Here is a 778-nt window from a genome sequence, read left to right on the forward strand (position 1 = left end):
CCGGGGTAGATGAAGTGGTAGCCGATGCGCGGATCGGCGCCGATGCCCTTGCGCACGGCGTTGATGTCCACCCCCAGGCGTTCCGCCAGGTTGGCCATCTCGTTCATGAAGCTGATGCGGGTGGCGAGCATCGCGTTGGCGGCGTACTTGACCAGCTCGGCGCTGCGGTTATCCATGAACATCAGGCGGTCATGGTTGTGGTTGAACGGTGCGTACAGCTCGCTCAACTGCTGGCGGGGCAGTTTGTGGGAACAGCCGACGACGATCCGATCCGGACGCATGCAGTCGGCCACCGCCGAGCCCTCCTTGAGGAACTCCGGGTTGGAGACCACGTGCACCCGCAGTTGGGATTTGCCCAGGTCCGCCAGTTGTTCGGCGACAGCCTCGATCACCAGGTCGGCGGTGCCCACCGGCACGGTGGACTTGATCACCAGGGTCTTGTCGCTGTGCATCAGACAGGCAATGTTGCGGGCCACCGCCAGGACATGGTCCAGGTCCGCCGAGCCGTCTTCGTTGGAGGGTGTGCCGACCGCGATGAAAATCACCTGGCCGTGGCCTACTGCATCGCTGGCCTGGGTGGTGAAGTGCAGTCGGCCGGCCTTTTGATTGTCTTCGATCAGGGTCGCCAGACCCGGCTCGTGAATCGGAGGAATGGAACGTTGCAGCTGGGCAATCTTATGGCTGTCGATATCGACACAGACCACGTTATGCCCGACATCGGCGAGGGCAACTGCTTGCACCAGACCGACATAGCCAGTACCAAAAACGCTGACTTCCA

1 protein-coding gene is annotated in these 778 nt (G+C 62.1%); it reads right to left on the reverse strand.

What is annotated here, in order from left to right:
- On the reverse strand, positions 1-778 hold a 778-nt coding region (locus tag BLX41_RS16210; RefSeq protein WP_148059738.1), incomplete at both ends, for a UDP-glucose dehydrogenase family protein.

This window comes from Pseudomonas protegens (genome assembly GCF_003732485.1).
Lineage (GTDB): Bacteria > Pseudomonadota > Gammaproteobacteria > Pseudomonadales > Pseudomonadaceae > Aquipseudomonas > Aquipseudomonas protegens_B.